Source organism: Spirosoma soli (assembly GCF_042684525.1).
Classification (GTDB): Bacteria; Bacteroidota; Bacteroidia; order Cytophagales; family Spirosomataceae; genus Spirosoma; species Spirosoma soli.
Window position 1 is genome coordinate 144,200 of record NZ_JBHULN010000015.1, and the last position, 22,029, is coordinate 166,228.

General features: G+C 51.9%; 18 protein-coding genes. 16 read left to right on the forward strand and 2 right to left on the reverse strand.

The window, feature by feature from the left end; translation table 11 throughout:
* Window positions 1-16: 16 nt before the first annotated feature.
* Window positions 17-808 carry a queuosine precursor transporter gene (locus ACFSUS_RS21170; RefSeq protein ID WP_381525747.1) on the forward strand — a complete coding sequence of 264 codons (792 nt, stop codon included), beginning with the start codon at window positions 17-19 and terminating at the stop codon, window positions 806-808.
* Here the strand turns inward: ACFSUS_RS21170 and ACFSUS_RS21175 are convergent.
* On the reverse strand, window positions 801-1,550 hold the full coding sequence (locus ACFSUS_RS21175; protein ID WP_381525748.1) for a TrmH family RNA methyltransferase: 750 nt from the start codon (window positions 1,548-1,550) through the stop codon (window positions 801-803). The two genes, ACFSUS_RS21170 and ACFSUS_RS21175, sit on opposite strands and share 8 nt — an antisense overlap.
* Here ACFSUS_RS21175 and tamL point away from each other — a divergent pair.
* The 6 genes from tamL (at window position 1,549) to secG (ending at window position 9,317) form a co-directional block, all read left to right on the forward strand.
* Window positions 1,549-4,200: a translocation and assembly module lipoprotein TamL gene (tamL, locus tag ACFSUS_RS21180; protein ID WP_381525749.1), complete on the forward strand. Its 2,652-nt coding sequence runs from the start codon at window positions 1,549-1,551 to the stop codon at window positions 4,198-4,200. The genes ACFSUS_RS21175 and tamL overlap by 2 nt on opposite strands.
* A 191-nt stretch (window positions 4,201-4,391) precedes the next feature.
* Window positions 4,392-5,876, forward strand: a complete 1,485-nt coding sequence (locus tag ACFSUS_RS21185) for a MiaB/RimO family radical SAM methylthiotransferase (protein WP_381525750.1) — start codon at window positions 4,392-4,394, stop codon at window positions 5,874-5,876.
* A 79-nt stretch (window positions 5,877-5,955) separates the two neighbouring features.
* A complete protein-coding gene (locus tag ACFSUS_RS21190) occupies window positions 5,956-7,317 on the forward strand; it encodes a sigma 54-interacting transcriptional regulator (RefSeq protein ID WP_381525751.1) in 1,362 nt (453 codons plus the stop codon).
* 79 nt (window positions 7,318-7,396) lie between these two features.
* Complete coding sequence (gene lptE / locus ACFSUS_RS21195) at window positions 7,397-7,891, forward strand: LPS assembly lipoprotein LptE (protein WP_381525765.1); 495 nt, start codon at window positions 7,397-7,399, stop codon at window positions 7,889-7,891.
* Window positions 7,892-8,010: 119 nt separating this feature from the next.
* Window positions 8,011-8,841 carry a hypothetical protein gene (locus ACFSUS_RS21200; RefSeq protein WP_381525752.1) on the forward strand — a complete coding sequence of 277 codons (831 nt, stop codon included), beginning with the start codon at window positions 8,011-8,013 and terminating at the stop codon, window positions 8,839-8,841.
* A 56-nt stretch (window positions 8,842-8,897) separates the two neighbouring features.
* Window positions 8,898-9,317 carry a preprotein translocase subunit SecG gene (gene secG / locus ACFSUS_RS21205; RefSeq protein WP_381525753.1) on the forward strand — a complete coding sequence of 140 codons (420 nt, stop codon included), beginning with the start codon at window positions 8,898-8,900 and terminating at the stop codon, window positions 9,315-9,317.
* 72 nt (window positions 9,318-9,389) lie between these two features.
* Here the strand turns inward: secG and ACFSUS_RS21210 are convergent, their stop codons facing one another.
* Window positions 9,390-10,097 carry a hypothetical protein gene (locus ACFSUS_RS21210; protein WP_381525754.1) on the reverse strand — a complete coding sequence of 236 codons (708 nt, stop codon included), beginning with the start codon at window positions 10,095-10,097 and terminating at the stop codon, window positions 9,390-9,392.
* A gap of 249 nt (window positions 10,098-10,346) precedes the next feature.
* On the opposite strand from ACFSUS_RS21210, the gene ACFSUS_RS21215 reads away from it, so the two are divergent.
* From ACFSUS_RS21215 to ACFSUS_RS21255, 9 genes are all read left to right on the forward strand, one after another.
* On the forward strand, window positions 10,347-10,643 hold the full coding sequence (locus ACFSUS_RS21215) for a co-chaperone GroES (protein ID WP_012925587.1): 297 nt from the start codon (window positions 10,347-10,349) through the stop codon (window positions 10,641-10,643).
* A gap of 60 nt (window positions 10,644-10,703) precedes the next feature.
* The gene (groL, locus tag ACFSUS_RS21220; protein ID WP_381525755.1) at window positions 10,704-12,344 is read left to right on the forward strand and encodes a chaperonin GroEL; all 1,641 of its coding nucleotides are present in this window, start codon (window positions 10,704-10,706) and stop codon (window positions 12,342-12,344) included.
* A gap of 179 nt (window positions 12,345-12,523) precedes the next feature.
* Window positions 12,524-13,654 (forward strand): efflux RND transporter periplasmic adaptor subunit, encoded by a 1,131-nt coding sequence (locus ACFSUS_RS21225; protein ID WP_381525756.1) that lies wholly within the window; start codon window positions 12,524-12,526, stop codon window positions 13,652-13,654.
* A 78-nt stretch (window positions 13,655-13,732) separates the two neighbouring features.
* Entirely contained in the window at window positions 13,733-18,295 is a 4,563-nt protein-coding gene (locus ACFSUS_RS21230) for an efflux RND transporter permease subunit (protein ID WP_381525757.1), read from the forward strand.
* A gap of 10 nt (window positions 18,296-18,305) precedes the next feature.
* The gene (locus ACFSUS_RS21235) at window positions 18,306-19,037 is read left to right on the forward strand and encodes a porin family protein (protein WP_381525758.1); all 732 of its coding nucleotides are present in this window, start codon (window positions 18,306-18,308) and stop codon (window positions 19,035-19,037) included.
* Between the two features lies 1 nt (window position 19,038).
* Window positions 19,039-19,701 carry a DUF5367 family protein gene (locus ACFSUS_RS21240; protein WP_381525759.1) on the forward strand — a complete coding sequence of 221 codons (663 nt, stop codon included), beginning with the start codon at window positions 19,039-19,041 and terminating at the stop codon, window positions 19,699-19,701.
* The gene (locus ACFSUS_RS21245) at window positions 19,667-20,809 is read left to right on the forward strand and encodes a sensor histidine kinase (RefSeq protein WP_381525760.1); all 1,143 of its coding nucleotides are present in this window, start codon (window positions 19,667-19,669) and stop codon (window positions 20,807-20,809) included. The genes ACFSUS_RS21240 and ACFSUS_RS21245 overlap by 35 nt, the downstream gene beginning before the upstream one ends.
* The gene (locus ACFSUS_RS21250; RefSeq protein ID WP_381525761.1) at window positions 20,806-21,567 is read left to right on the forward strand and encodes a LytR/AlgR family response regulator transcription factor; all 762 of its coding nucleotides are present in this window, start codon (window positions 20,806-20,808) and stop codon (window positions 21,565-21,567) included. The genes ACFSUS_RS21245 and ACFSUS_RS21250 overlap by 4 nt, the downstream gene beginning before the upstream one ends.
* 53 nt (window positions 21,568-21,620) lie before the next feature.
* Window positions 21,621-21,947 (forward strand): GNAT family N-acetyltransferase, encoded by a 327-nt coding sequence (locus ACFSUS_RS21255; protein ID WP_381525762.1) that lies wholly within the window; start codon window positions 21,621-21,623, stop codon window positions 21,945-21,947.
* Window positions 21,948-22,029: the final 82 nt, after the last annotated feature.

The window sequence follows — 22,029 nt, forward strand, 5'->3', positions numbered from 1 at the left end:
CCATTTACTAACTATCATGCCCACCTACTCATTTACCAACAAAAGAACCAACCTCTACATTTTTCTGAGTGCGGTTTTCCTGACCAACGCCCTGGTCGCCGAAATTATCGGGGTAAAGATTTTTTCGGCCGAAACCTTACTCGGCACGAAACCAGCACAAATTCATCTGTTCGGCGATTTTGTGCTCGATTTCAACCTCACCGCCGGGGCTGTGATCTGGCCGTTTGTGTTCATTACGTCAGATATCATTAATGAATATTTTGGCAAAGCCGGGGTTCGACGCATTTCGTTCCTGACAGCTGGCTTTGTGGCCTACAGTTTTTTGATTATTTACGCCGTCACGACACTGCCGCCCGCTCAGTTTTGGCTGGATGTCAATGCCAAAGATGCCGCCGGAAACCCAATTAATATTAACAATGCCTTCCAGATGATTTTCCGTCAGGGCTTGGGCATCATTATTGGCTCATTGACGGCCTTTTTGATTGGGCAGATTCTGGATGCGTCGGTGTTTCAGTATCTGCGCAAGATTACCGGAAGCCGCAAAATCTGGCTCCGGGCAACGGGATCAACGCTGGTTTCGCAGCTCATCGACTCTTTTGTCGTATTGGGCATTGCGTTTTACGTGTTCGGCAATTGGTCACTGACCCAGGTGCTGGCCGTGGGTATCATCAATTACCTCTACAAAGCCACGACTGCTGTCATTCTAACACCCCTGCTATACGTAGCGCACTTCTTTATTGACCGTTATTTAGGCAAAGAACACGCCGAAGAATTGGCCAATGAATCGGCGATGAGCAGTTTTATGTAAGTTCTCTCCGCCAGTTATCGAGCAGCACCGCCGTGGCGATTCCTACATTCAATGATTCTGCTTCACCGTAGCGGGGAATGGTTACTTTTTGCGTAACAAAGGCTTCTACCTCCGGCCGAATGCCGTTCGATTCGTTGCCCATCACGAGGTAACCGCCCGAGCCAAACGATAATGTGTGTACGTCTTCGCCATCAAGAAAAGCGCCGTACACAGGGAGATTAGGTTGTTGGGCCAGAAACTGAACGATGTCTCCGTACCACCACGACACCCGTGTAAAAGAGCCCTTACTGGCTGATATAACTTTAGGGTTATAGACATCCGCTGTGGTTTCGGAGCACAAAATTTTACGAATGCCATACCAGTCGGCAATCCGCAGAATTGTACCGAGGTTACCCGGATCTCGAATGTCATCCAGAATTAAAACGATTTCTTCCGGGTCGGCCACTAACGGGCGGTTCTGTTTCGTTCTTACCACGGCCAGAGCCGCGTTATTACTCTCGAGCGTACCGATTCGTTCCAGGTCGGCCGGTGAGGCAATTTCGACCGGCGTTCGTTGGTGGTCTGTTAAGCGAACGTTTTCTTTGTAAAATACTTCGGTCGCTACGACCAGTTCAATCTCAAAATTAGATTGCAGCACCTCCTGAACGCTCTTGGCTCCTTCCACTAGAAATGCACCGTGCTGTTGCCGGTATTTTTTCTGGTGCAATGACTGAATGTATTTGATTTGATTTTTGGAAAGCATGAAGTGGATGTACGATTTGCGAACTGGACGCCGTAACGGTGCGAGTAACGATCTAACCAGACAACGACGTATTATAACGGGTTCTGGTTTATTCGTAATTCGCGCCATGTACCGCTACGTTGGACCGTTCGTGTTTCTTGTTCTGTCCTTGTCAGGGTGTTTAAGTTCTAAACAGTTACGCAACAACGAGTATATCTTAACCTCTCAGACGATCCGGGGGAACCGTGCCATCACTAATGAAGAGTTGGAAAGCCTGATTCCCCAAAAACCCAACCGCCGAATCTTAGGGCTACCCATCACGCCCCCACTTTGGTTTTACCAGCTTGGCCAGCGTCGGTACAACCGGGAGGCCGCCTTACGCGATCTGGAAGCCAAAACTAACGAATTCGAGCAGCAAAGTCAGCAACTGGCTAATCAACCTCGGGCACTTAAGAAACTAAATCGCCAATATCGCCGACGGTTAAACCGGCTTCGCCAGAGAGCTGAAGAAGGCAACTGGGTAATGCGTAATCTGGGCGAACCTCCTTCCTATTTTTCTGAAAATGACGCCCGCTCAAATGCGGGTAAAATGCAAAAGTATTTAGCTGATAAGGGTTTTTTCAACGCCACCACCGCTTACAAACTAGACACCCTACGCAGGCGCCAGATCCGGGTTACCTATCTAATTAGTGAGAAGATTGAGTTTTACGTACGTAACGTCGTCTACGAAATAGCCGATCCCCGCGTAGACTCCATTGTTCGGCAGTCGCTCAACAGTTCGCTCATAAAGTCGAGTGACCGGTTTGATTTTGATAAACTGTCTGCTGAAAAAGTACGTATTGAGTCGCTCCTGCGCGACCAAGGGTACTACGCATTCTCCCGGCAGTACATCCGAGTGGGCGACATAGATACGACTCGGTATCAGAACGAACGACTTTCAGAGCTTGATTCGGTACGCCGTAATCTTAACGTTTTTATCCAGATTGTAAACCCACCGGGTCAATTGGCTCACCCGGTTTACCGCATTGGTGATGTTGAAGTGCGGATCAGCCCTGACGAAACCCAGCCATCCGCAGCAACGGCTGGGTTAGACACGGTTAGGCGAAATGGCATCACATACCTTCTGGGCGGACGAAACATCTCATCCCGGCTGCTGGACGCAAAAATTCTGTTACGACCGGGTCAGCTTTATAGCCAGACAAAATACCGGGACACGCAACGCCAACTGTTTCTGCTGAATCAGTTCAAGTTTGTTAATCTCAACTTTATCGACACGACAGCCCGACGGCTGCGGACGCTGATTACGGCGACTCCACTGGACAAATATGAAGCCACGGCGGAAGGCGGCATCACGGTATTGTATCAGAACCAGGGCTATCCGGGCGGCTTTGGCAACTTAATTTTTAGGGCACGTAATCTGTTTGGTGGTCTGGAAACGTTCGAAACATCATTGCGATATGGTATAGAGGCCCAGACCGGTTTTGTTGATAATGAAGTATATAGAGCTTATGAGTTAGGCATATCCAGCTCGCTTACCTTTCCACAGCTGTTACTGCCGGGCCGTTTTCGATTCCGATTTAATCCCTACGCTCCCCGTACTCAAGTCAGTTTAGGTTTTACAAATACGTTCCGACCGGACTTTCAGCGGACAAACCTCCGGACTACGTTGGCTTACTCCTGGCAATTATCTTCGACAAAACAATTTAACGTATTACTCGCTGACATCAGCTACCTACGCACTTTTTATCCGAATACTATTATTGGACGCTCATTTGAGCAGTTTGTACAGCAGCAGCAGGAACAAGGCAGTACCATCTATCTAGCCTACCGCAATGCGTTCGTATCTGGCATAAGCGGTACCTACACCTACAATACCAATGTATCTGGCAAAAACCATCGCGCTAATTTTTTCAGAGTCACGGTTGAATCTGGGGGAACAACGCTTAATCTGTTAAATGCTGCGTTTGCTCGGGAGCTTTTCGACAACGACGGGCCTCTTTTCTACAAATACCTGCGAGGTAACATCGACTACCGCTATTACATGCCCCTGCGTCCCCGAACAACCTTAGCTTTTCGGATTAACACAGGCTTAGCAGTTGGATACGCCCCGAACGGTGCTGTACCTTACGAAAAGCTATTCTTTGCCGGTGGAAGCAACAGCATTCGGGCTTGGCTCCCACGCCGGTTAGGTCCTGGTTCTGCCTTCCCGTATATCGATAACCCAAACATTCCGTCGTTTAAAGATCCTCCGCGGCAAGAACAGTTCGACTACCGGTTTGAACAGCCGGGTAATATCTTGCTGGAGGGCTCAGCCGAGTTACGAGGCAGGTTATTTCACTTATTTGGTGACGTAAACGGGGCCATATTTGTTGATGCGGGTAACGTTTGGACACTACGTGATAATCCAATTCGGGCAGGCGATGTGTTTCGGCTCAATACGTTCGTTCCACAAATTGCCGTCGGTACTGGAGTTGGGCTCCGGTTTGATTTCTCGTTCTTTATTATTCGTTTCGACGGCGGTATTAAAGTTTGGGACCCGGCACGACGGTACCCAGGAGTTGATAATCAGATCATTGACGAACGATTCTTGTTACCTAAGTTCTCGCTGGGCAAGTTGTCGAAAGGCCCTAATCCATTGGTTATTAACTTCGGTATTGGCTATCCTTTTTAGCCCTACAGTCAGCCATTCAATAGCAAATCTTAAGAGATTTTAACGAGCGTTTCCTGCCAAAATGACAGCATGTTTAGCCTTTCTTCGTAAATTTGCGAATCAGTTGGCCAGTTACTCAGTTCAATCAGCCGTTGCTAGATAACACTTAGTTACGTCCAATACCTAGCCAGCTGATTAACTGATTCATTACTATGACGCTCATTCCCGAGTTAACCATATTACAACCCGCTGACAAGGAGCAAATTGACCTGCCGCGTACGTCGGAAGAGGAATTGGCAGTGGGTAAAAAACGGCTTTACATTGAAAGCTACGGCTGCCAGATGAACTTCGCCGATAGCGAGATCGTCGCGGCCGTCATGCGGAACGCTGGATTTGCTACCACTTCATCCGCCGAAGATGCTGACCTGATCTTTCTGAACACCTGCGCAATTCGCGATAACGCCGAGCAGAAGGTACGTAACCGACTGAAGCACCTGACCGGTCTCAAACGCCAGAAGCCGGAGTTACTCGTTGGCATGCTTGGCTGTATGGCTGAGCGGCTGAAGACCAAGCTACTCGAAGAAGAAAAGGTAGTCGATATTGTAGCCGGTCCTGATGCCTACCGCGACATTCCCAAGCTGGTTGAAGAGGCTGAATCAGGCCAGAAAGCGGTGAACGTATTTTTGTCGCGGGAGGAAACCTACGCTGATATTTCACCAATTCGCCTGAATTCAAACGGCGTAACGGCCTTCGTTTCCATCATGCGGGGGTGCGACAATATGTGCAGTTTCTGCGTTGTACCTTTCACGCGCGGCCGGGAGCGTAGCCGTGACCCGCACAGCATCGTTCGTGAGGCACAGGATCTCTTCGACCGGGGCTATCGCGAAGTGACGCTTCTGGGTCAGAATGTGGATAGTTATAAGTGGGAAGATACCCCCCCTGCCCCCCCTACGAGGGGGGGAGTTGCTGACGCGGGGAATCCCCCCCTCGTGGGGGGGGCAGGGTCGGTTAACTTTGCCCAGCTGCTGGAACGTGTCGCTCAAATTCATCCGGATTTACGGGTTCGGTTCTCCACATCGCACCCAAAAGATATTACGGATGACGTATTGCACACAATGGCCCGCTATGACAACATCTGCAAATACATCCACCTGCCCGCCCAAAGTGGCAACAGCCGGGTGTTGAAGCTGATGAACCGGACGTATGACCGGCCCTGGTACATTGAAAAAATCAACAGCATCCGCCGAATCCTGGGCGACGATTGCGGTATTTCGACGGACATGATTTCGGGTTTCTGTACCGAAACCGAAGAAGAGCATCAGGAGTCATTATCGCTAATGGATTACGTTCGGTATGACTACGCGTACATGTTCGCCTATTCGGAACGGCCCGGTACGCTGGCGGCAAAAAAATACGCAGATGATATTCCGGAGGACGTCAAAAAACGGCGGCTGAACGAAATCATCGCCCGTCAATTAGAACATTCAGCAGCGCGGAATCAGCGGCACATTGGGCAAGTTCAACGCGTACTGATCGAAGGGCCGTCTAAACGCTCCGACGACTTCCTCTGCGGTCGAAATGACCAGAATAAAATGGTTGTTTTTCCCAAAGGCGACCATCAGAAAGGCCAATATGTCAACGTTCGGGTGACCGAATGCACTTCGGCAACGTTGTTGGGAGAAGTGATTAACAGTTAACAGCTAACCAGTGAGCAGCTAACAGTGATGAGTCAATACACAGACTGTTCGCTGCTGGCTGTTGACTGCTCACTGACTTATGAATACTCAAGAAATTCAAAGCGTTAAACAACGCTTCGGCATAATTGGTAATGCACCGGCACTGAACTACGCCATTAACGTAGCGATGCAGGTGGCCGCTACTGACCTAACCGTACTCATCACGGGTGAGAGCGGTAGTGGTAAAGAATCGTTTTCTAAAATCATTCATAGCCTAAGTGCCCGTAAGCACGGTCAATTTATTGCGATCAACTGCGGGGCCATTCCTGAAGGTACGATTGATTCGGAATTGTTCGGTCATGAAAAAGGCTCGTTCACAGGAGCGGTCGACTCCCGGAAGGGCTATTTTGAGACAACCAACGGCGGCACCATCTTTCTGGATGAAATCGGCGAAATGCCATTGGGTACGCAAGCCCGACTATTACGTGTCCTCGAAAACGGCGAGTTTATCCGGGTTGGTTCTTCAAAGACACAAAAGACAGATGTACGGGTGGTTGCCGCTACGAACGTCAACCTGATGGATGCCGTTGAGAAGGGCAAGTTTCGGGAAGACTTGTATTACCGGCTTAATACAGTACCCATTTACGTACCACCCCTGCGCGAACGCGGCACTGACATCGAACTACTATTCCGCAAATTCACGACCGACTTCGCCGAGCGTTACCGCATTAAGCCGCTGCAATTAACGGAGGGAGCCAAGCAGGTGTTGATGAACTTTCCGTTTCCGGGTAATATTCGTCAACTGAAAAACATAGCGGAGCAGATTTCCATCCTCGAATCGGAGCAGAACAAACCGATTGAGGCTGATACCCTACTAAAATATTTACCTCAGTCGCAGCAGCCTAACCGAGCGCTCGCCTTGTTTCCGCAAGCTAACGGAAGTACCAATTCCGATAACTTCTCGGAGCGCGAGATACTGTACAAAGTACTCTTCGATATGCGCCGGGACGTCAACGATCTCAAGAAACTGGTCCGCGACGTACTGGGGAGCGACCAGGACAATCGGCAGATTCTCAACAATCACAAAGATCTGTTTGACTCTATTGCGCCCGATAGTGATAATCGGTCAGGAGGTGATGCTAACGTTACCCGTTTCTTACCCGCTATAAACGGCTCAGCCCGCTCTGAAACCCCACCCCCACCTTCGGAAACCTATGGCAGTCATCCCCCTGTCCAGATTTTTGATGATGTCGACAGTGACATTAACGATGTAACGGTAGAAGATGTCACCCACGAAACCGAAGACGACGAATCGCTCTCGCTCGAACGCCAGGAGAAAGAAATGATTTTGAAAGCGCTACGTCGTAATAATAACAAACGAAAGTATGCTGCCCAGGCACTCGGTATCTCCGAGCGAACGTTATACCGAAAGATTAAACAATATGAAATTGACGAAGAATAAATCTCAGGTTTCATTTAACAGCCAGCAGCCAGCAACGGCTTATTGGCAATGGCGATTCCTGTTACTCATAAGATTATGGATGGGTTTGCTCATGACTGTCGGCTGTTCACTGCTGACCGTTAGCTGTGGCGTTTATTCGTTCACGGGTACGACCCTATCGCCGGATATTAAAACGGTAACTGTAAATAATTTCACCTTGGCTACGGCCGGAGGCCCCGCCAACTTACCCTTAACGTTCAACGAGCGCCTGAAGGAATACTATCAGCGTTACACCAACCTGAAAGTTGTGCCTAACAACGGCGACATGGTGCTGGAAGGCAACATAACGGGTTATGACTTATTAGCGGTGGCCCCTACCGCCCAGGACCAGGCGGGTGTTAACCGCTTGCAGATTACAGTGCTGGCTCGTTTCTACAATAATAAAGACGAGAGCAAAAACTTTGAGCAGTCGTTTTCTTTTTACCAGGACTTTCCGCAGAATCAAACCCTCAGCCAAAATGAAAGTCGACTGGTACCCAGAATCCTAGATCAGATCGTCCTGGATATCTTTAATAAAACAGCCGCCGACTGGTAAAAGATTTACGAGATGCGAAGTGCGATTTTCGCCGTAAAGAAGTACTTTCGCATGGCTGCTGTGCAGAATCACCCACTTCACAAATCCTAATTCGTAACTCGTAAATTATTCCTCTTTCCGTGCTGGCACTTGACAAAGAAACGTTTTCCTATTGGGTCACGCATCCTGACGACCTCACTGCCACTGATTTCACTCAGTTGCAGGAAAGTCTGCAAGCCTATCCGTACTGTCAGGCTTTGTACACGTTAACGGCGAAGGCGGCTTCGGTTCACCAGCGGAGCCAGACCGTTACGTACATTCGTCAGGCAGCCGCATACGCGTTAAGCCGCAACGCCTTGCGTAAACTCATTGACAACGAGTTCCAGTGGTCCGAAAACTTACTTACGAAGCTGAATCAGTTGTCGGCCACCCACGTTCCGATTCCCGACGACTATCAGCAGGAAAGCTACGCGCTCTTCAAATCAAAAGCGGGGCTCAGCAACGGCTTTCCCCGGCTACCGCTACTACGCTTGCCCGGCCAGGCAGAACCCGAGCCCAAAGCAACTATCCCAACACCCGAAGATCCAACACTGGCGGAAACCAATTTACAGAACGATCTTGCTCTGATTGCCGAAGCGGCTCCCGTAGAACCTAATCTCTCTCCGGCCGATATTGAGCGCCAACGCCAGCTGGACCTGATTGATAACTTCATTAAGAAAGAGCCACGTATCTCGCCGATACGTGCCAAACTTAGCGAACCGCTCGATCAGGAAGACCTTACGAAGCGCAGTAAGCCTGTGGGCGGAGGCTTTGTGACCGAGAGTTTCGCGAAAATTCTGGAAAAACAGGGGAAAATTGACAAAGCCCGCGAAATCTATGAGAAGCTAATAGTGAAAAATCCCGAGAAAAAAGCGTACTTTGCGGCAAAAATGGCTGAATTAGAGAGAAGTCCGAACCCAGCAAACGAATAGTTTCACTTCTTCTTTAGGTCTAAAACGCATTAACCGAACATTTAGAAACTTTTTACATGGTAACGGCAACTATTGTCATCATTTGCATTCTCACCGTCTTGTTGATTCTGATTGTGCTCATTCAAAACTCAAAAGGTGGAGGACTCGCTGGCGAGTTTGGCGGACTGGGCTCAAACCAATTGATGGGCGTTAAGAAAACAACGGATCTTCTCGAACAGATCACCTGGGGCCTAGGCGTAGGTGTTATGGTGCTTTCGCTGGCCTCTTACATCATGGTTGACCGCAATGCGGCTACTGGTGTAAACAGCGTTAACGTAGACCGGGCACAGACTCAAACCCTGCCGGGCGCAGCGGCTCCAACTCCTGCCCCAAATGCAGCTAACGGCGCAGCACCAAGTCAGGCCGCTCCGGGACGGTCCGATGCTTCGGCGCCGACACCGGGTGCTTCGACTTCCGCGCTGACACCACAGAAATAAACTAAAAGGAACATGATTGAAAAAGCTCCGGCGATCACGTCGGAGCTTTTTTTATAAAATCAATTTAACTCCCTACGCCACAGCCTGTGCCAGTAATTGCCGGGCAATGGGCAACAAGGTTTCCTGCACGGGATAGGTTCGTCGGCTTTCGAGCATAAACGTTGCCGGATTAGGCAAATGCCGATGGCGCCGGATTAAATCGAGCTTGAGGTTCTCGAAGGTGGTAGCCAGACCTTTCCGGATAGCTTCCACGAACTGCAACTGCACCAAGCGCCCGCCCGGCTCCTGCTCCGAATATAACGTCAGGCAGAAATAGTATACCTGCGTTTCGGACTGATTGGTCGCATGCAGGAACAGATAGCCTTCCTCCGGCCGCAAAGGCATTAAGCCAATCGGCGTCAGCATAAGCGATGTAGCAATATCAGCCCAACGCTGTTGCCCTTCTGTCAACATAGCCTGAAAGCGAGGCAAAGCAAAATTCATGATTTCATCCACCTCAGCCATAAACTCATCGTCCGTTACCTCAGATTTGTATTCAATTCGAGGTGGCGGCCCCGTAATCCCACTAACTCGCTTGGGGAAAGCGGCATTTAACGTACCTTTGCCCCTCGAAAACCGGACACCGGCGTCGTAATGACTCCGTAAGTCCGGTAAATCAGGACAAAGTTTGTTCTCGTCGAAATTCTGTCGAACGGCCTGTAGATATGCCAAGACGACATACTTTTGGTATTCGGCATCAAGCCAGTTTTGGGTGAACCAGTCAGACTGCAATTTTTTCATAGACGCAGGTAAGTCGCTTTGCCAGCGTATTAATAAGTCAAGATAACGAATAAACGGCAATTTGCCAAATTCTGTTTGTCGGAATTAGGCAACAAACGTATGAACAATAACTGAAGTCCTGACTGGCAGACTGTCAGAAAAAATCCTGAAATTTTGACAGTTTAGCGCATTGGCACAGAAATTGGCGGGGCTGACAGCGTCGTGTGATGCATTACACAACTAGTTAATAACCTTAATCAACTCATTATCATGGTAGCAGAAACGGAAAGCGTTAAAGTGAACGTGAAACCGCTGGCTGATCGGGTGCTGGTAGAAGCAGCTCCTGCTGAAGAAAAAACCTCGTTCGGGATTATCATCCCTGACACGGCAAAGGAGAAACCCCAGCGCGGTACAGTCGTAGCCGTTGGTGCGGGCAAGAAAGATGAGCCGCTGACGGTACAGGTGGGCGATACAGTGTTGTACGGCAAATATGCTGGTACGGAAATCACTGTTGATGGGAAAGAGTACCTCATCATGCGCGAATCCGACATTTTCGCGATTCTTTAATTCTCAGGCTTTGCTTGGACAAAGCGGACGTTTTTTGTAATCCAAAACGATTAAAACAAAATGGCTAAGAAAATTTTCTTCGATACCGAAGCCCGTGAGCGTATCAAAAAGGGTGTAGATACCCTGGCCGACGCTGTAAAAGTAACCCTAGGTCCTAAAGGCCGAAACGTAATTCTGGACAAGAAGTTCGGCTCACCTGCCATCACCAAAGACGGTGTAACGGTTGCTAAAGAAATTGAACTGAAAGACGCCATGGAGAACATGGGCGCTCAGTTAGTAAAAGAAGTGGCTTCAAAAACGGCTGATTCAGCTGGTGACGGTACCACAACAGCAACGGTTCTGGCGCAGGCGATCTACTCGATCGGCGCAAAGAACGTAGCGGCTGGTGCTAACCCAATGGACCTCAAGCGGGGTATCGATAAAGCGGTTCTGGCTGTAACGGCTAATTTGTCGGAGCAGGCACAAACGGTTGGTGACGATTTCGGCAAAATCGCGCAGGTAGCTACTATCTCGGCTAACCACGACGAAGAAATCGGTACCATGATTGCCGAAGCCATGAAAAAAGTAGGCAAAGAAGGTGTTATCACGGTTGAAGAAGCTCGCGGTACCGAAACGGAAGTTAAAACCGTTGAAGGTATGCAGTTTGACCGCGGTTACCTGTCACCCTACTTCGTAACGAACACAGAGAAAATGGAGGCCGAACTCGACCGTCCGTTCATCCTGATTTCGGAGAAGAAAGTATCTTCAATGAAAGAGCTGCTGCCCGTTCTGGAGCAGGTTGCTCAAACCGGCCGTCCGCTGTTGATCATCGCCGAAGATGTTGATGGTGAAGCGCTGGCTACACTGGTAGTAAACAAAATTCGGGGTGCGCTGAAAGTTGCCGCCGTGAAGGCTCCGGGCTTTGGCGATCGACGGAAAGCTATGCTGGAAGACATCGCTATTCTAACGGGTGGCCAGGTCATCAGCGAAGAGCGTGGCTTCAAACTCGAAAACGCTTCGATTGATTACCTCGGTCAGTGTGAAAAAATCCTCATCGATAAAGATAACACGACGATTGTAAACGGTGTTGGTCAGAAAGAAGACATCACCGGTCGTGTGAATCAAATCAAAGCCCAGATCGAGAACACAACGTCAGATTACGACCGCGAGAAATTGCAGGAGCGTTTGGCCAAACTTTCGGGTGGTGTGGCTATTCTTTACATCGGTGCTGCCACTGAAGTAGAGATGAAAGAGAAAAAAGACCGCGTTGACGATGCGCTGCACGCGACTCGCGCTGCCGTTGAAGAAGGTATCGTAACCGGTGGTGGTATTGCGCTGATTCGCGCTATCCCAGCGCTGGACGCTGTCAACTCGATCAACGAAGACGAGAAAACCGGTATCAACATCATCCGCCAGGCTTTAGAATCACCATTGCGCACGATCGTAGCTAACGCCGGTGGCGAAGGTTCGGTTGTTGTCAACAAGGTGAAAGACGGTCAGGGTGGTTTCGGCTACAACGCGAAGAACGACACGTTCGAAGATCTGTTCGCAGCCGGTATCATCGACCCGAAAAAAGTAACTCGTCTGGCGTTGGAAAACGCAGCTTCAATCGCTGGCTTACTGCTCACAACTGAGTGTGTAATTGCCGACGAGCCAGAAGAAACTCCGGCTGGCGCTGGTGCAGGTATGCACGGCGGTGGCGGTATGGGTGGCATGATGTAATTCATCGCCTTGTTAATACCAAAAACAAAAAGGCCCTCAGTCGAAAGATTGAGGGCCTTTTTGTTTAGTTACATCCATTTACTTTTCAGGCCTTAATTTAGACGATTCGGTTGAGTTTCTCCCTTCTCCCCTGCACACGCCCAATAAGTTTGTCTCGCTAAACACAGCAGACAAACAGCATGAAAAAGACAGTTGGGGCATTGGGCATTTTGGCCGTGCTGCTTGGCATCGGGTTCTGGCTCGCCCACAATCAGCAAACGCAGCAGGCGCAGGTTCAGGCTGCAGCCCGTCCGTTCCCCGTGACGGTGGCCGTTGAACCAGTTCGTCGGCAATCGTTGACGACCGAAACCGAGTACATCGGCCAAAGCACGTTCTGGCGCGAGGTGCCGATGACGGCCACAACGCAGGGCATCGTCCGGGAACTGTACGTCCGACTTAACGGAACGGTACGAGCAGGACAGCCTTTGTTAAAGGTAGACTCCGACGTAAACGAAGCCTCACTAGCGGTCGCCGAAGCGACACTCGCTAAAGTGCGGCAGGATTTAGCCCGCTACGAAACGCTGCAACGTGAAAACAACATTGCAGGCAACGAGGTCGAAAATGCCCGTTTACAGGTTCGCAATGCAGAGTTTCAGCTGACGTCTATTCGTAAGCAGGTTAGCGATGCGCTCATCAAAGCGCCGATCGGGGGTGCCATCACCGAAAAGCCCATCGAGCGGGGTATGTATATTGCACCGGGTACACCCTTAGCCACAATCACCGACGTATCGGCGGTTAAAGTAACCATCAGTGTTCCCGAAACGGAGCTTACTGATTGGTCAATTGGCCGCACAGTACCGGTCGAGTTTGAAGCGTATCCGAGCGTATCGTTTCGGGGAACGGTGCATCACATCGGGCTGAAAGGCGGAGACGCTAACTCTACAGCCGGAACTTCCGCTCCGGGAACATCGACTCCTGGCCGTTTTCCGGTCGAAATTCGGGTGGCTAACAGCCGCGCCGATGCTCCGTTGCGGCAATATCCATTGCGGTTGGGTATGACGGCCCACGTTAGCCGCAAAAGTAGGTCGGCGGCATCTGCACTAACCATTCCTCGGACGGCCCTCATTCAGAACGATGGTACAACTGCCGTCTATGTCCTGCAAGGGCAACAGGTTCGACTACGTCCCATTCAGACGAGCGGTCAGATAGGTACGGATCTCATTGTACAACAAGGTTTGCAAGCCGGTGAACGGGTCGTTGTCAGCGGAGGAAACGGACTTCGGGATGGACTACATGTTAAAGAGCGAATGAGCGAAAGAATGAAAGAGTGATAAACCACGGACGGTATTCGCTCCTTCATTCTCTCGCTCTTTCATTCTTTCGCTTATTCACTCTTTCGCTCTTTAATGATGAACCTCACCCAACTCTCCATATCCCGGCCCATTCTGATCATTGTCCTGTTTTTGGTGCTGGGCATTCTGGGCCTGTTCTCGTACACGCAACTGCGCTACGAACTGCTGCCCAACATCGCCACACCCTACGTGACCGTCTCCACGGTTTGGCCGGGGGCCTCGCCAAGCGAGCTGGAAACGTCCATCACGCGCCCCATCGAAGAAGCCGTTTCAACCGCCGACAAGGTCAAACGTATTACAGCGCAATCGCTGGAAAATATTTCGATTGTAACCATCGAGTTTCGGCAGGGGGCCGACGCTGACAAAGCCCTGCAGGAAAGCCAACGCCGGGTAAATGACATCTTGGCGACGCTGCCTGCAGGTAGTAAAACGCCACAAGTCAGCAAATATTCGCTGGCCGACCTACCCGTCCTGCGCGTGGCCATCACGAGCCAGATTCCACCGCTCGAACTGGGGATGCTGCTCAAAAATCAGATTAAACCCCGACTGGCGCAGGTACCGGGCGTTGGGCAGGTCAACTTTGTCGGCCTGGCGGAGACTGAAGTGGCTATCGAACTGGACGCCCGTCGGCTGGAGGAACGTCGGTTGTCGGTGCTTCAGGTAACGAATGCGATCCGACAGGCTAATCTCAACGTACCAGCCGGTAGCGTCAAAGACCGCGACGCGTTGTACTCGGTACGTGTTATAGGCAAAACCGACGATTTGAGCCGCCTGCGTGATATTATTGTGTCGACTGGATCAAACGGCCAGACTCGACCTGGCCAAACGATTCGACTAGGTGAAATTGCCACGATTCGGACCGGTGCTAAAGACCCCGAGAATATAAACCGTTACAACGGCCGGTCGTCGGTTGGCCTGTTGGTAACTAAGCAATCGGGTGCAAACAATGTTGAGGTTAGCGAGCGAGTCAGGGCCGAGATGCAGAAACTCCAGGCCGAGTTTTCAGCACAAGGTCTTCGGTTTGACGTTGCGCAGGATGGCTCTGAATTTACCTTAGCCGCGGCCGAAGCCGTTAACCACGACCTGTTTCTGGCGATTGGCCTGGTGGCGCTGGTGATGTTCGTGTTCCTGCACAGCCTACGGTCGTCGCTGATCGTAATGGTTGCCATTCCGGCCTCACTGCTCTCCACGTTCGTGTTCATGAACCTGCTGGGCTTCTCGCTCAATTTGTTGACGTTACTGGCTCTCTCGCTGGTAGTCGGTATTCTGGTCGATGACTCGATTGTCGTGCTAGAAAATATCTACAAGCAGTTGGAACACGGCAAAGACAAACGTCAGGCCGCACTGGACGGCCGGAACGAGATTGGTTTTGCGGCCGTCGCCATTACGCTTGTCGACGTAGTTGTGTTCGTTCCGTTATCGCTGGCACCGGGTCTGATCGGCGATCTGATGCGTGAGTTTGCGCTGGTCGTTGTTATTTCAACCCTATTCAGTTTGCTGGTGTCATTTACGCTCACGCCCATGATTGCGTCACGCTTTGGGCGGCTCGAACACCTGACCCGCGACACCCTGATGGGTCGATTTGGGCTGTGGTTCGAGAAGCGATACGATGGCCTTAGCAACTGGTATCGTGATGTACTGGCCTGGGCGTTAGAGCACCGCAAAACCGTCGCCGTAATCATCGTAGCCTTGTTTGCCGGAGCCATGTCGCTGCCCATCTTGGGCTTCGTCGGCACCGAGTTTACCGCCCCGGCCGACAAAGGCGAGGTGCAGGTCATTGCACAGTTGCCCGACGGCTCAAAACTGGAGCAGACCGACGCCCTGGCGAAACGGCTCGAAACCGCCCTGCGCCAGATGCCAAGCGCGGCCCGGCCCGAGGTGACTAAGGTGTTCACGAACGTTGGTGCCAATCCGGACGGCTTCGCAGGCGTACCCACAACCAATACCGTTGAGCTGAACCTGACCTTCAAACCTCGTGAAGAACGCGACCGCAGTTTAGCCCAACTGTCGAGGCAGGTCAAAGAAATCATTGCCCAGGAACCGGGCGTGCGGATGCGCGTTTCGCCGATTGGGTTACTCGGCTCGGATGCCTCCCAACCCATCATCGTGATCGTCAACGGAGCCGACCGGTCGCAGGTGCAACAGCAGGCCCGCCGAATTGCCGAATCGATGCGAGCGATTCCCGGTACGGCCGATATCCGGCTATCGGGCGAGAGCCTGAAGCCCGAAGTGCAGCTTTCGGTTGACCGCGAAAAACTATCCCGCTACGGTTTGACCACCGAAGACGTGGGCGGAGCTGTTCGGACCGCGCTGGCCGGATACGACGACCTGAAGATTCAACAGAACGACGTTTCGGTGACGGTTCGGGTACGTCTGCTGGAGAAAGACCGCAACCGCACCGCCGAACTGCGCCGACTAACGCTTATCAACCCATTGGGTCAGCCCGTTGCGCTACATCAGGTAGCCGACGTCCGGGAATCGTTTATGCCCGCCGTATTGGAACGGAAAGACCGTAGCAATGCCGTAACCATCTATTCGCAGGCTATTGGCCGACCAGTCGGCGCCATCGGCGAAGACGTCAAACAAGCCGTTACCCGCCTGAACGTACCGCCCGCTGTGCGCATCACCTACGGCGGAGACCTCGAACTACAGGATGATTCGTTCGGCAAGTTAGGCCTGGTTTTCGGCGCGGCCATTCTGTTCATGTACCTGATTATGGTCGCACTCTACAACTCCTGGCTGTATCCGTTTGTAGTGCTGTTTTCAATCCCGGTGGCCGTGGTGGGTGCTCTGCTTGCCCTGGCGCTGACGATGAATTCGCTCAATGTGTTTAGCCTGCTGGGCATGATCATGATGCTCGGCCTGGTGGCCAAAAACGCCATTTTGCTGGTCGAGCGGGCTAACGAAAACCGGGATGCAGGTATGAACCTGACCGATTCCCTGCTCGACGCGGGTCAAACCCGACTGCGGCCTATTCTGATGACGACGCTGGCCATGGTCATCGGTATGCTACCCATTGCCCTCGCTTCTGGCCCCGGTGCCGAACTGAAAACCGGCCTGGCCTGGACCTTGATCGGTGGTTTGTCGAGTTCGATGTTTTTGACGCTGGTATTCGTACCCACCGTTTACTTTGACGTAACACGGCTGAGCGACTGGGCGAAGGGCCTGGGGCAACGAGCGTGGGGCAAAGGGGGTGGAGCAAAGGGCAAAAGCGCTGTTGAAGTAGCCGCCATGCTGGCGCTGACATTCACCATTCAGGCTGCTCACGCTCAGTTCCCCGCCCAAAGCCCTTCGCCCCAATCCTTCAACTCCCAACCCTACGCCCTCTCCCTGCGCGATGCAGTGGATCGAGTTCGGCAGGCCAATGGGGAAGTGGTGGTTGCTCAGTTAGACGTTGATAAAGCCGACGCCCGGCGCGAGGAAGTTCAGCGGGCGGCCTGGCCGACACTCAACGCAGCCGGACAATATCAGTACAATATCAAACCACCCGTATTCTTCTTTCCGGCCTTTAACATTGATCCGGCGACAGGGTCATTTTCGTTCGACAACAACCGCCTGACACCCGTTGCGGCTGCGTTGCCGAACGCCTATAGCGGGGCCGTTAACCTGGGCATGCCACTAATTCAACCCGATCTGCGTGTTAATCGCCAGTTAGCCGCTAATGGGCAGCAGCAGGCCCGCGAGAACGTACGGGTCGTTGCCAATCGGCAGGTAGCCGAGGTCAAAAAGCTGTATTTGGCCGCGTTGCTCGCTCAGACTCAGCAGCAGTTGGTCCGGCAGAGCATGGCCCGCGCCGACGAGGCCCTGCGCGAAACCCGCAACCTGCTCCGGGTGCAGTTAGCGACCGACGCCGACACGCTGCGGGCGTTTGTCGAGCGCGAAAACCAACGCCCCGAATTATCAAAACTGGAGCGAACCGTTCGGCGGCTGACCAGTTCGCTGGCTACTTTGCTTGACCTTCCTGCCACTACACCACTCGTGCTAACGGACTCGCTGACGTTGCCGAACTCCGCTCCTACCGAACTGCACCGGCGGACCGGTCCAACCGAGACCGACCAGATTGCGCAGGCAATGACCCGTCGTCCTGAGCTTCGGCTACTGTCTCTGAGCTTAGAACAAACCCAACGTCAAACCGACCTCGAACGAATCCGTCGCCAGCCGACGCTGAGTTTGTTTGGTCAATTCAGCACACAGGCGCAGCTCAACAATTTCGACTTTAAGGGGTCGCAGTGGCCTACCACGGCTTACCTCGGCCTACAACTGACAGTCCCGATCTGGAACCCGACCGTCAGCCCGAAACTGCGGCAGGCGCGTCTGGCTTATTTCCAGGCCCAGGGGCAGCTGGCTTATAACCGCGCCTTGATTACCAACGAAGTGACGTACGGACAATATGCCGTTGACGAAGCCCGCGACCGACTGGCGGCTCAGAGCCGGACCATCGCAGCCGCCGAGCGTAGTTACACCCTCGTTCGGAGCCGGTACCGGCAAGGTCTCGCCAAGTGGAGCGAAGTCGCCGATGCCGAGCTGGCCCTACGACAAGCCCTAACCAACCGGGTTCAGGCCGTATACGATGTGTTGGTAGCGAATGTGGAGCTGGATAAAGCACTTGGTAACGATTAACCCCTACCTTATGATTATACGCGTAAGCATTCTGATTGGTGTCTTGATTCTAGTGGTTGCCGTGGCCTTGCAGGCACAGTCCACGCCCGCCGTTGATTCATTGCCGGACAAACGGTCTGTTTGGCGGCTCGGCGGAGGAACTGGCCTGCTTGTACCGCTGGGATTACCGAACACTATTTTTCGACAGGCGGGTATCAATCTACAGGTGGGCGTAACGCAAGAATATTACTGGCGACGGCGTGTTTCACTACTTGTAGGGGGCGAATATCGGTTGCAAAGCCTGGTCGCCGATGCTCGCTTCGTGCCCACCGTATCGGCCAATGGAATCCATAAACGGATTACGGCTCAACCTGCCCCCGATAGTATTAAGTATTCCTTGTTGCGCTTCGAAATGATCAGTATTCCGGTAATGGTTCGGTATTATTTCGCCCGCAACGCGACCAAACGCCTGTTTGTTGACGTAGGAGCCAGCTTCAATTTTCCGGTCGCCGTCACTTCTCGCTACCGCACAAACGGACTGACCCGCCGGGACAATCTGATTTCATCGGTGAGACAACCAGTTGTTTTACTCGAACTGGCAGCTGGAGCCAATGGTCAGGTATTTAGCGGGCGATTGACGAAAGCCAATAATCTGCTGGGAGCCCTGCTGTTTGGCGGCTTCCTTGGCATCGACTCGTCGGTACGTACTCCACGCAACAAGACCATCGCAACCGCCGGTTTTCTAACTAGATTTGTTTTCTGATATGCAGATCCTGAAGCGATTACCTCCAAAAGCAGCCAGACGAACGGGCATAGTTCTGTTCGTTATCGGGTGCGTTGCACCCCTTCTGGCCATTACGCTGCCGTTTGTGTCGCTGCCCATCTCCGGCCCCATGAAAGCGGGCCTTATCACGGTGTTAGCCGTGTCGGGCGAAGTAGCGTTTGCGGCTTCCTTAGGCTTGTTAGGGTCCGAGTTTATGGCCAAAATCAAGTCGTTCGTGTCGCTACCAACGGCTCCCTTTGCCGGTTTCTTTGCGATTATGGGGCTTGTCGTCTGGCTGATCGCAACACTACTGATACGACTGGCTGGTCAGTACCTATTCGTTCCAAACAGCCCATATCTGACCATCGGGGCCTTTGTTGGTGTCGCCGTTTTGATGGCTGGATTAATGACCGTTCTTTACCGCATCAAAGGCGTATGGGGTTCCCAGCGACTGGAGGCCGCCGTATTGTTTGCGGTGCCGGGCATGTTGCTCGATGCCGGGACTGTCTTCTTTTTTACCAATGTATTTCCGAATATGCCAGCCCAAGCCAGTTCGCTGTTTGCGGCCTGGCTATTCTGGGGGTATAGTATTGTATTGTTAACTGGAGTGATCACTCCTAAAGGACCCAATGAGCCAAACCAACGTCATAACGTCCTTCAATAGATGGTTCCGGTTGGTCGGTACGCCCTTGTTCGGCTTACTGCTTTACTTAATCATTTATTACATTGATCCTCAATCATTCAATGAACCCAGCTACCACGGTCCTAATGCCTGGCAGACCTACTGCATTGACATTTGCACGGCGCTATTCGGTGCTTATCTGCTGTCGGAGAGTAGCTTGTGGACGACTCGCGGGCTGGATTGGTTGATGCCCTGGGAGAAGAAACCGATGCTGCGGTTTATTACGCAGTTCTTTGCCCTCGTCTTTGATAGCGTCCTGACGATAGGCGTACTAATCTGGTTGCTAATTCTACTGGAAGACCCAAACTATCAGTTTACGGAAACTGATTGGCTAAGCATTCGTCAAACCGTCGTGTTTGGTAGTTTGATGGCCCTGTTTCTAAACGCCATTCATACAGGTGCTTACTTTTTCGGGCGGTGGCAGGCCTCGATGCTCGAAGCCGAACGTCTCAAACGTGAATCCGTCGAAGCCCGGTACGAAGCGTTGAAGAGTCAGTTAGACCCGCATTTTTTGTTCAATAACCTCAATACACTCACGGCCATCGTCGAAGAAAGTCCACGGCAGGCGGTCGACTTCATCGAAAACTTATCGCTGGTCTACCGCTACATCTTGCAAAAACGAAATCAGACACTCGTAACGCTCGACGAAGAGCTTGATCTGGCGAACGCCTATCTGTACCTGCTCGAGAAGCGATTTGGTGACAACATCCGAGCCGAGATAACGATTCCGGCCAAGTACCGGTCCTGGCGACTACCGCCCATGACGCTCCAGCTACTGCTCGAAAACGCCGTCAAGCACAACATTGTCAACAGTAGCCGCCCGTTGCATATCCGGTTAACGGTAAACGATCCCGGCGAATTGATTGTGGTTAATAACAGACAGAAGCGATTAGCGATGCAGACGGCCGTCCATGCTGACATCAACCTGCCACCGGCCGATGACAGTCATACTACTGCGCCCCCAAGTAGTCCTTCCGGTGTCGGTTTGCGCAACATTCAAAATCGCTACCGTCTACTGGGTCAACAACCGCCCCTTGTCACCGAGACAGATCAGTACTTCACCGTCCAACTAGCTTTATTGATGCCATGACCGCACTAATCATCGAAGACGAGCAACCGGCCGCCCGGCGACTGGCCCGCCTGCTGTCCGATTCTGATCCGACGATTCAGATTGGCCCCGTGCTCGAAAGTGTGTCCGATTCCGTTACGTACTTACGCACCAATTCCCACCCGGACCTGCTGTTCAGCGATATTCAACTTTCCGACGGGCTCAGCTTTGAGGTGTTTCGGCAAGTTGAGCCGCGCTGCCCGATCATCTTCACTACCGCTTACGACGAGTACGCGGTACAGGCCTTCAAGCTCAATTCGCTGGATTATCTACTCAAACCTATTGTTTCGCGTGAGTTAGAAGCCGCCCTGATGAAATTTAAGCGAACGACCGCTCCGCCTGCACCGTCGGCGCTGGATTTTGGCCAGTTGGTACAGGCGCTGAACCAGTCGCAGCGGACGTATCGACAGCGGTTCTTGATTAGCTACCGCGATACCTATCGAGCTATTTCGACTCGCGAAGTGGCGTACTTTTATTCCGAGAGCAAGATTACCCGGCTGGTCTGCCCGGATACCAAATGGTTTCCCATACCGGAAACACTCGAAGAATTGACTGATCAGCTCGACCCGCGCCTGTTCTTCCGGGCCAACCGCCAATGCATCATCAGTGTGGACAGCATTATGGCCATTCATAAACATTTCAACGGTCGCCTGAAGCTCGAATTGACGCCGGCCGCGCCGGAAGAGGTGTTTGTCAGCCGCGAGCGAGCTGAGGAACTTAAAGCGTGGTTAAATCAGTAAAAGCCTGCCAATTCGGGCGGTTTTTGTAGTTTTGAAACTCGCCTACCATCATTATGTTAACCCTGCAACCACTTACCGAAGCTCACATTGAATTTGCTATTCAGTTAGAACAACATCCCGATAACCGGCGCTTCGTTGGGCAATGGACGCCGGACCAATACCGTACCGCCCTAACAGATTCTAATTACCAATGTTTTGTCCTAATAGTCAATGAGAAACCCGTTGGGCACTGTATTCTCTACGACCTACAAAACCCCGACGACTCAATCCTGCTCAAGCGCATCGTCGTTCAAGCGAAGGGCAATGGATACGGGCGGGCGGCTCTGGGCGAAATTGCAGATTACTGGACATACATCCATTGGGGTGTCAAAAGTGTTTGAGCAATGGATTCCAAGTAACGGACGAACATAGTTAAAGACTGAACGTGCCCACGCAAACAGGTGATGCCTTGACGAAAAAACG

What these genes read in the sequence shown, in the direction of transcription:
- ACFSUS_RS21170 (WP_381525747.1), top strand. Translation starts at nt 17, where the DNA reads ATGCCCACCTACTCATTTACCAACAAAAGAACCAACCTCTACATTTTT.
- tamL (WP_381525749.1), top strand. Translation starts at nt 1,549, where the DNA reads ATGAAGTGGATGTACGATTTGCGAACTGGACGCCGTAACGGTGCGAGT.
- ACFSUS_RS21175 (WP_381525748.1), bottom strand. Translation starts at nt 1,550, where the DNA reads ATGCTTTCCAAAAATCAAATCAAATACATTCAGTCATTGCACCAGAAA.
- ACFSUS_RS21185 (WP_381525750.1), top strand. Translation starts at nt 4,392, where the DNA reads ATGACGCTCATTCCCGAGTTAACCATATTACAACCCGCTGACAAGGAG.
- ACFSUS_RS21190 (WP_381525751.1), top strand. Translation starts at nt 5,956, where the DNA reads ATGAATACTCAAGAAATTCAAAGCGTTAAACAACGCTTCGGCATAATT.
- lptE (WP_381525765.1), top strand. Translation starts at nt 7,397, where the DNA reads ATGGGTTTGCTCATGACTGTCGGCTGTTCACTGCTGACCGTTAGCTGT.
- secG (WP_381525753.1), top strand. Translation starts at nt 8,898, where the DNA reads ATGGTAACGGCAACTATTGTCATCATTTGCATTCTCACCGTCTTGTTG.
- ACFSUS_RS21210 (WP_381525754.1), bottom strand. Translation starts at nt 10,097, where the DNA reads ATGAAAAAATTGCAGTCTGACTGGTTCACCCAAAACTGGCTTGATGCC.
- ACFSUS_RS21215 (WP_012925587.1), top strand. Translation starts at nt 10,347, where the DNA reads ATGGTAGCAGAAACGGAAAGCGTTAAAGTGAACGTGAAACCGCTGGCT.
- groL (WP_381525755.1), top strand. Translation starts at nt 10,704, where the DNA reads ATGGCTAAGAAAATTTTCTTCGATACCGAAGCCCGTGAGCGTATCAAA.
- ACFSUS_RS21225 (WP_381525756.1), top strand. Translation starts at nt 12,524, where the DNA reads ATGAAAAAGACAGTTGGGGCATTGGGCATTTTGGCCGTGCTGCTTGGC.
- ACFSUS_RS21230 (WP_381525757.1), top strand. Translation starts at nt 13,733, where the DNA reads ATGAACCTCACCCAACTCTCCATATCCCGGCCCATTCTGATCATTGTC.
- ACFSUS_RS21235 (WP_381525758.1), top strand. Translation starts at nt 18,306, where the DNA reads ATGATTATACGCGTAAGCATTCTGATTGGTGTCTTGATTCTAGTGGTT.
- ACFSUS_RS21240 (WP_381525759.1), top strand. Translation starts at nt 19,039, where the DNA reads ATGCAGATCCTGAAGCGATTACCTCCAAAAGCAGCCAGACGAACGGGC.
- ACFSUS_RS21245 (WP_381525760.1), top strand. Translation starts at nt 19,667, where the DNA reads ATGAGCCAAACCAACGTCATAACGTCCTTCAATAGATGGTTCCGGTTG.
- ACFSUS_RS21250 (WP_381525761.1), top strand. Translation starts at nt 20,806, where the DNA reads ATGACCGCACTAATCATCGAAGACGAGCAACCGGCCGCCCGGCGACTG.
- ACFSUS_RS21255 (WP_381525762.1), top strand. Translation starts at nt 21,621, where the DNA reads ATGTTAACCCTGCAACCACTTACCGAAGCTCACATTGAATTTGCTATT.